Raw genomic sequence first — 7281 nt, 5'->3', positions numbered from 1 at the left:
CCCGGCTCGGCCGCCCCCTCCGCCTCCGCTTCCGCGTCCGCCTCTGCGTCCGGGGCGCGGGTCGTCCGGGTCGCGGTGACCGTGGCGGGCGGGAAGGCGCGCACCGCGCACCGGCGCGTGAAGGTCCCGCGCGGCGCCGTCGTCGAGATCACCGTCACCGGCGACACCGCCGACGAGTTCCACCTGCACGGCTACGACCGCGAGCTGGCCATCACCCCCGGGCGTCCCGCGACGCTGCGGTTCACCGCCGGCACGCCCGGGGTGTTCGAGGCCGAGCTGCACCACTCCGGCGCCCGCGTGCTCGAACTGCAGGTCGGGTGACCGTGACCGCCACCGCCGCCGGCGCGCACGTCCTCGCGCACGGGCTCGGCGGCCGCACCGACCTGCCGCTGGACGCCGTCGCCGCCATCGCCGGCGGCGGCATCGCGGTGGCGGCCTCGTTCGCCGCGCTCACGGCCGCGTGGAAACGGCCCCGCCTGCACCCGGACGCGGGACGGCCCCTGCCCGCCGCGCTCGCCCGCGTCCTGGACGCCCCCGCCCTCACCCGCACCGGCCGCGCCCTCGCCCTGGCCGCGACCGCGTTCGTCGTCGCGGCCGCGTTCGCCGGACCGCCCGAGGCCGACGCCAACCTGGCGCCGTGGGCGCTGTTCGTGACGTTCTGGGTCGGGCTCGTCCCCGCCAGCGTCCTGCTCGGGCCCGTGTGGCGGCGCGTCAACCCGCTGCGGACCCTGCACGCCGCCCTCTGCCGCCTCACCCGCACCTCCCCGGCGGGGCGCCGCGCCCTCCCCGCACGGCTCGGATACTGGCCCGCGGCGGCCTGGCTCACCGCGTTCGTGTGGCTGGAACTGGTCGCGCCCGGACGGTCCGACCCCCGCGCCGTCGGGACGCTCATCCTCGCCTACGCGGCCGCGAACACCGTGCCGGCCTGGTGGTTCGGCCGCGACTGGTTCACCCGCGGCGACGGGTTCGAGGCCTACTCCAGCCTCCTGGCCCGGCTGTGCCCCCTCGGGCGGCGCGGCGACGGGACCCTGGTCGCGCGGACCCCGCTCACCGGCCTCATGGCCGGCGCGCCCGAACCCGGCCTCGCCGCGGCGGCGTGCGTGCTCATCGGCTCCACCGGGTTCGACGGCATCACCCGCACCACCTACTGGCGCGACAACGTCGACCCCTCCAGCGTCCCCGCCGGGACCCTGGGGCTCGCCGCCGCGGTCGGCGCCGTCGCGGTCCTGTACGTCGGCGCGCTGCGGCTCAGCGCGCGGCTGACCGGCCAGGACCCGGCCGCCCTCCCCGGGCGGTTCGCCGCGACGCTCCTGCCGATCGCGCTCGGCTACACCCTCGCCCACTACTTCTCGTTCTTCGTCCTGGAGGGGCAGACCACGTTCATCCTCGCCAGCGACCCGTTCGGGACGGGCGCGGACCTGCTCGGCTCCACCGGCAACCGCATCGACTACGGCCTCGCCGGGCCGACGCTCACCGCGCAGGTCCAGGTCAACGCCATCGTCCTCGGCCACATCGCCGGCACCGTCGCCGCGCACGACCTCGCCCTGCGCGGCCCCGGCGGAACCCTGCGCGGGCAGCTCCCGGTCGCCGCGGTCATGGTCGCGCTCACCTGCGCCGGCCTGTTCGCCCTGCTCAGCGGCTGACCCCCGGCGCGGCGCCGCACCTGCCCGGCTCGCGATCCCGGCCGCGATCCCGGCCGTGGAGCGGCGCCGGGACGGTCAGGACGCGAAGCGCCACCGGGCCGCGCCGTAGGGCTCGACCGTGCTCAGCGCCACCACGGTGTGGAAGTCGAACCGGTACAGGTGCCAGGGCGGCGGGCCGGCGCTCTGCGCGCTGAACGGCGCGGTGAAGGCCTCGCCCTCGACCTGCGCGGGCCAGCCGCCCTCCCGGTAGGCGGCGGCGACCGGCTCCAGCACGCCCGGGTCGGTGACGCGCTCGGCCGTCCCCTCCAGCACGACGTCGCCGCTCGGCGTGCGGACCGACAGCGTGCACGCCGGGTTCGCCGCCAGGTTGCGGGACTTGCGGGTGCCCGGCCCGCTGACGAAGAAGATCTCCCCGTCCCGCCACAGCGGGCCGATGCCCGCCGCGTGCGGGCGCCCGTCCGGGCGGACGGTCCCGAGGAACGCCGCGGTCTCCATCTTCGGCAGCGCCTCCACCAGCGCGTCCCGCACACCGTCCCACGCCAGCTCCGGGCTGCCGTAGATGTCGAGGTTGCGGGCCTCCACGGGCTCACGGTCGGTCATCGCGTCCTCCTTCGGCTCGGCACTCGCGGACTCCCGCGAGCTCTCCCGGTGCAGACCGCGCGGCGCCGCCGAACTCATCGGCGCCCCGGTCCCTAGAGTGGAGGCCATGGCTCCTTCGATCGCCACCGCCGACCGTGTCGGCCGCCCCGAGCTGCTGGACTTCCTGCGGCCCCGCCACCACGCCCTGCTGTCCACCGCCCGCGCCGACGGCCGCCCCCAGATGTCGCCGGTGACCTGCGGCGTCGACGGGCAGGGCCGCATCGTCATCTCCACCTACCCCGAACGCGCCAAGGCCCGCAACGCCCGCCGCGACCCGCGCGTGTCGCTGTGCGTGCTGTCGGACGACTTCAACGGCCCCTACGTGCAGGTCGACGGGACCGCCGAGGTCATCGACATGCCCGACGCCGCCGACGCGCTCGTCGACTACTACCGGTGCATCGCCGGGGAGCACCCCGACTGGGACGAGTACCGCGCCGCGATGCGCCGCCAGGGCAAGTCGCTGATCCGCGTCACCATCGACCGGTGGGGCCCGATCGCCACCGGCGGCTTCCCCGCCCGCCTCGCCGACGGCGACTGACCCACCCGCAGCCGGCAGGCGCCGCTCGCGCAGCCGGCGACCCCGCCGGCCGCCCCGCACCCGCACGTCCGGCCGGGGCCGGCCACGGCGGAGTCGGCGAACTGGTGCGCATCCGACGGGCCGTACCTGACAGGAGATGTCAGCTTCTCCTGGAAATGTGAGGGGCGTTCCCGAAATAAAGGAGTCGCACATGTCCGGTATCGCGGAGTTCGCCGCCGTCACCATCGACTGCCCGGAGCCGCCCGCCCTCGCGGCGTTCTACGCGGCGCTCACCGGCGGCGAGATCACCTACGACACCGCCGAGGCCGCCGCCGTCAAGCTGCCGGGCGGCCCGGACGTCTACTTCCAGGGCGTCGCCGGGCACCGTCCGCCGACGTGGCCCGAGGGGGACCGGCCCCAGCAGTTCCACCTCGACCTGTACGTCGACGACCTGGACAAGGCCGAGGCGCGGGTCGCCGAACTCGGCGGCACCCGGCCGCAGTTCCAGCCCGGCGAGGGCCGCTGGCGGGTGCTGGCCGACCCGGCCGGGCACCCGTTCTGCGTGTGCCTGCGCCAGGGCTAGAGCACCCGCACGGGCAGGCCGGCGCGCGGCCGCATCGCGGTCACGCTCGTCGGGGTGACGGCGGGGGAGAGCAGGCGCAGCCGGGTGCGGCGCAGCAGGCACGCCGGCATCGTCTTGATCTCCACCGTCGCCAGCGCCGAGCCGATGCAGCGGTGCGGCCCGCCGCCGAACGGCAGGTACGTCGACGCGGTGGCGGGGCGGTACAGCGCGCAGGACGGGTCCCAGCGGTCGGGGCGGAACCGCCCCGCCAGCGGCCGCACCTCCGGCGGGTTGCGCGCGAACGCGATCCCGTGCCGGGCCGTCAGCGACGGCGAGGGCCCCCGGGCCCTGCGGTTCGTGGGTCGGGAGGTCTCGCGCACCGGGGAGTGGGGGGCCACCCGCCCACTATGGCACGCCCCCCGGGCGGGGCGGCGGCGGGCGCGGTGGGAGGATGGGACCCGTGACGGACGACATCGGCGCCGTCCCCGCCGCGCGGACGCGGGAGCGCACGGAAGGGGCCCCTCGGCCCAAGCCGGGAACGCAGACCGTGGACCGGTCGGTGGCGGTACTGCGCTCCTTCGAGGACGCCTCCCGGCAGACCCCCACCGAGATCGCGCACCGGCTCGGGCTGTCGGTCAGCACCGCGCACCGCATCGTGCACGCCCTGCAGGCCACCGGGATGCTGGCGCAGGACCCGGCGACCGAGCGGTACTTCCTCGGCCCCACCACCGCGATCCTCGGCCGGCTCGCGCTGGAGCGGATGGGCGCCACGCTGCTGCAGCCGGAGCTGACCGCGCTGCGCGACGGCACCGGCGAGTCGGTCAGCCTCGGCGTGCGGGCCGGCGACGAGGTCGCGATCCTGCTGCACCTGCCGTCGGTGCATCCGCTGCGCTACGACCAGCCGCCCGGCGACCGCAACCCGATCCACACCTGCGCGATGGGCAAGGTGCTGCTGGCCTACGGCGGCGACCCGGTCGCGATGGACGAGCCGTTCCACCGCTACACCCCCGCCACCCTCACCACCCGCGGCGGGCTGGAGGACGACCTGCGGCGCGTCCGCGACCGCGGCTACGCGCTCAACGACGAGGAGCGGCTGGTCGGGGTCCGGGCGGTGGCGGCGCCGGTCCGCGACGGCGGCGGCCGGGTGTTCGCGGCGGTCGCGCTGCAGGGCCCGGCGGTGCGGTTCGGCGACGACCGGCTGCCGGGCCTGGCCGAGGCCGTCCGCGCCGCCGCCGGCCGCCTCACCGGCCTGCACCGGCACCTGACGGCGCCGTAGACCCCCCGGCAGAGGCGTCCGAGGCTGCGTCGGAGGCTGCGGAGGCGACGGCGGTGAGCTCCTCCAGCAGCGCCGCCACCGCGGGCGGGCGCGGCCCGGCCGCCACGACCGCGCTGATGCGGCGGCTCCCGACGGCGGGCACGCCGGGGACGGCGACGCCCGGCTCGGTGTGCAGGCCGAGCGCCAGCGCCGGCAGCGTCGTGACGGCCAGGCCCCGCGCGACCAGCCGCTGGATCGCGACGTGGTCCTCGGTGGCGAACGCGATGTCGGGGACGAACCCGGCCCGCCCGCACGTCCACCGCAGGTGGTCGCGGCACCGGGCGCAGCCCGACGCCCACGTCTCGCCGGCCAGGTCCTCCAGCCGCGGCCTCTCCGCCGCCGCCAGGGGGTGCCCGGCGGGGACCAGGAGCCTCAGCGGGTCCTCGGCCAGCACCACCTCCCGGAACCGGGCGTCGGTGTCGGGCGGCGTGTGCGCGTAGCGGAACACGACCGCGATGTCGGTGTCGCCCGCGCGCAGCAGGGACAGCGCCTGCGGCGGCTCGGCGTCCACCAGGGTGACCGCCACCCCCGGTGCCCGCTCGGCCAGCCGCGCCAGCGCGTCCGGGAGCAGCCCCCCGACCGCCGTCGGGAACACCGCGACCCGGACCCGCCCGGCGCGCAGCCCCGCGATCGCCGCGATCCGCTCCCGCGCGTCGTCCATGCGGGCCAGGACGTCCTCGACGTGCTCGACCAGGACCCGGCCCGCCTCGGTCAGCCGCACCCCGCGGCCGTGCCGCACCACCAGCGGCGTGCCCACCTCGGCCTCCAGCCGCGCGATGTGGTGCGACACCGCCGGCTGGGTGTAGTTCAGGGACCGCGCGGCGGCGGTCATCGACCCCAGCCGCGCCACCTCCCGCAGGATCCGGCCCCGGTGCAGGTCCAGCATCCCCGCAACATATCAACCGCACTTATGGGACGCCCAGGAAACCGTACTTTGTGCTATGGCGTCGCGGGGGACGACGATCAGTGCATGAGCCTTTCCATCGCACAAGCCCAGCGCGAGTTCGGCGCCGGCGTCGCCTACCTCAACACCGCCACCTACGGGCTGCCGCCGCGCGCCGCGCACGAGGCGATGCTCGCCGCCGAACGCGGCCGCGCCGCCGGGCTCATGGTCCCCGCCGACCTGGACGAGGCCGTCACCCGGTCGCGGGAGGCGTTCGCGCGGCTGCTCGGCGTCCCCGCCGACCGGGTCGCCTGCGGGCCGCAGGTGTCCTACTTCACCGGCCTCGTCGCGGCGTCGCTGCCCGCCGGCACCGAGGTCCTGGTCGCCGACGGCGACTTCACCTCCCTGCTGTTCCCCTTCGCCGCCCGCCCGCAGCTGACCGTCCGGTCGGTGCCGCTGGAGCGGATCGCCGCCGAGGTCCGCGCCGGCACCGGCCTGGTCGCGGTGTCGGCGGTGCAGTCCGCCGACGGCCGCATCGCCCCCATGGACGACCTGATCGGCGCGGCCCGCGCGCACGGCGCCCGGATCCTGCTGGACGCCACCCAGGCCGCCGGATGGCTGCCGCTGCCCGCCGGCCGCGTCGACTGGCTCGTCGCCGGCGGCTACAAGTGGCTGCTCGGCCCCCGCGGCACCTGCTTCCTCACCGGCACCGCCGAGGCCCTGGACGCGCTCCCGGCCATCGGCGCCGGCTGGTACGCCGGCGCCGACATCTGGGACTCCATCTACGGGCTGCCGCTGCGGCTGGCCGCCGGCGCGCGCCGCCTGGACCTGTCCCCGGCCTGGCAGAGCTGGGCCGGGCACGCCCCCGCCCTGGAACTGCTCGAACGGGTCGGGATCGCGGCGGTCCACGACCACGACGTCGCGCTGGCCCGCCGGTTCCGCGCCGGGCTCGGCCTGCCGCCCGGCGACTCGGCGATCGTCGCGGTCACCGTCCCCGACGGCACCGACGCCCTGCTGCGCCGCGCCGGGGTGATCGCCTCCGTCCGGGCGGGACGGCTGCGCTGCGCGTTCCACCTCACCACCACCGAGGCCGACGTCGACAAGGCCGTCGGACTGCTCGCCCCCCTCACCGCCGCGTAAGCCGCGGGGCGAAGTTCTTACAAGGTTCGAACAAGGTGCGCCGCCAGGGCCCGGCGGGCCGACCGGGGCGCGCCGCGCGGCCTACGTTCGTCGCCATGAACGTACTGCTCACCGGGTCGGCCGGATTCATCGGCTCGCACATCGCCGCGGCGCTGACCGCCGACGGGCACCGCGTCCGCGGACTGGACGCGCGGCCCGACGGGCTCGGCGGCCCGCCCGCCGACGTCCGCGACGCCGCTGCGGTCGCCGCGCGGCTGGCGGGCGTCGACGCCGTCTGCCACCAGGCCGCCAAGGTCGGCCTCGGCGTCGACATCGGCGACCTGCCCGACTACACGTCGGTGAACGTGCAGGGCACCGCCGTGCTGCTGGCGGAGATGGCCCGCGCCGGCGTCGGCGTCCTGGTGCTGGCGTCCTCCATGGTCGTCTACGGGGAGGGCGCCTACTCCTGCGACCGGCACGGGCCCGTCCGGCCGGGGCCCCGCCCCGAGGAGGACCTGGCGGCCGGGCGGTTCGAGCCGGGCTGCCCCGCCTGCGGGCGGCCCCTCGCCCCCGGCACGGTCGCCGAGGACGCCCCGCCCGGCC

Annotated in this window: 10 protein-coding genes; 7 read left to right on the top strand and 3 right to left on the bottom strand. The window is 77.1% G+C overall.

The window, feature by feature from the left end:
* Both E1284_RS42125 and E1284_RS36845 read left to right on the top strand, forming a co-directional pair.
* A partial coding sequence (locus E1284_RS42125) for a cupredoxin domain-containing protein (RefSeq protein WP_165965572.1) occupies positions 1-321 on the top strand: 321 nt, incomplete at its 5' end.
* Positions 322-323: 2 nt separating this feature from the next.
* Positions 324-1643, top strand: a complete 1320-nt coding sequence (locus tag E1284_RS36845; RefSeq protein WP_131944777.1) for a hypothetical protein — start codon at positions 324-326, stop codon at positions 1641-1643.
* Positions 1644-1718: 75 nt separating this feature from the next.
* On the opposite strand, the gene E1284_RS36840 is transcribed toward E1284_RS36845, so the two are convergent.
* Entirely contained in the window at positions 1719-2243 is a 525-nt protein-coding gene (locus E1284_RS36840) for a pyridoxamine 5'-phosphate oxidase family protein (RefSeq protein ID WP_131944776.1), read from the bottom strand.
* 106 nt (positions 2244-2349) lie between these two features.
* Between E1284_RS36840 and E1284_RS36835 the strand changes: the two genes are divergently transcribed.
* Positions 2350-2820, top strand: coding sequence for a PPOX class F420-dependent oxidoreductase (locus tag E1284_RS36835; protein ID WP_131944775.1), 471 nt, complete (start codon positions 2350-2352; stop codon positions 2818-2820).
* 190 nt (positions 2821-3010) lie between these two features.
* Positions 3011-3382 (top strand): VOC family protein, encoded by a 372-nt coding sequence (locus E1284_RS36830; protein ID WP_131944774.1) that lies wholly within the window; start codon positions 3011-3013, stop codon positions 3380-3382.
* Here E1284_RS36830 and E1284_RS36825 read toward each other — a convergent pair.
* A complete protein-coding gene (locus E1284_RS36825) occupies positions 3379-3759 on the bottom strand; it encodes a cytochrome P450 (protein WP_131944773.1) in 381 nt (126 codons plus the stop codon). The genes E1284_RS36830 and E1284_RS36825 overlap by 4 nt on opposite strands.
* A gap of 62 nt (positions 3760-3821) precedes the next feature.
* On the opposite strand from E1284_RS36825, the gene E1284_RS36820 reads away from it, so the two are divergent.
* Positions 3822-4637 (top strand): IclR family transcriptional regulator, encoded by an 816-nt coding sequence (locus tag E1284_RS36820; protein ID WP_165965571.1) that lies wholly within the window; start codon positions 3822-3824, stop codon positions 4635-4637.
* Here the strand turns inward: E1284_RS36820 and E1284_RS36815 are convergent.
* The gene (locus tag E1284_RS36815) at positions 4603-5562 is read right to left on the bottom strand and encodes a LysR family transcriptional regulator (protein ID WP_131944771.1); all 960 of its coding nucleotides are present in this window, start codon (positions 5560-5562) and stop codon (positions 4603-4605) included. The two genes, E1284_RS36820 and E1284_RS36815, sit on opposite strands and share 35 nt — an antisense overlap.
* Before the next feature lie 84 nt (positions 5563-5646).
* Between E1284_RS36815 and E1284_RS36810 the strand changes: the two genes are divergently transcribed.
* Together E1284_RS36810 and E1284_RS36805 are read left to right on the top strand one after the other, a co-directional pair.
* Positions 5647-6699, top strand: a complete 1053-nt coding sequence (locus E1284_RS36810) for an aminotransferase class V-fold PLP-dependent enzyme (protein WP_131944770.1) — start codon at positions 5647-5649, stop codon at positions 6697-6699.
* Positions 6700-6794: 95 nt separating this feature from the next.
* On the top strand, positions 6795-7281 hold a 487-nt coding region (locus E1284_RS36805; RefSeq protein ID WP_131944769.1), incomplete at its 3' end, for an NAD-dependent epimerase/dehydratase family protein.

The sequence above is a fragment of the Actinomadura bangladeshensis genome, from assembly GCF_004348335.1.
GTDB classification, from domain to species: Bacteria; Actinomycetota; Actinomycetes; order Streptosporangiales; family Streptosporangiaceae; genus Spirillospora; species Spirillospora bangladeshensis.
This window is presented reverse-complemented; position numbering and strand designations above follow the sequence as displayed.

Coding starts and splice junctions, on each gene's coding strand:
- E1284_RS36840 (WP_131944776.1), bottom strand. CDS start 2,243: ATGACCGACCGTGAGCCCGTGGAGGCCCGCAACCTCGACATCTACGGC.
- E1284_RS36835 (WP_131944775.1), top strand. CDS start 2,350: ATGGCTCCTTCGATCGCCACCGCCGACCGTGTCGGCCGCCCCGAGCTG.
- E1284_RS36830 (WP_131944774.1), top strand. CDS start 3,011: ATGTCCGGTATCGCGGAGTTCGCCGCCGTCACCATCGACTGCCCGGAG.
- E1284_RS36815 (WP_131944771.1), bottom strand. CDS start 5,562: ATGCTGGACCTGCACCGGGGCCGGATCCTGCGGGAGGTGGCGCGGCTG.
- E1284_RS36810 (WP_131944770.1), top strand. CDS start 5,647: ATGAGCCTTTCCATCGCACAAGCCCAGCGCGAGTTCGGCGCCGGCGTC.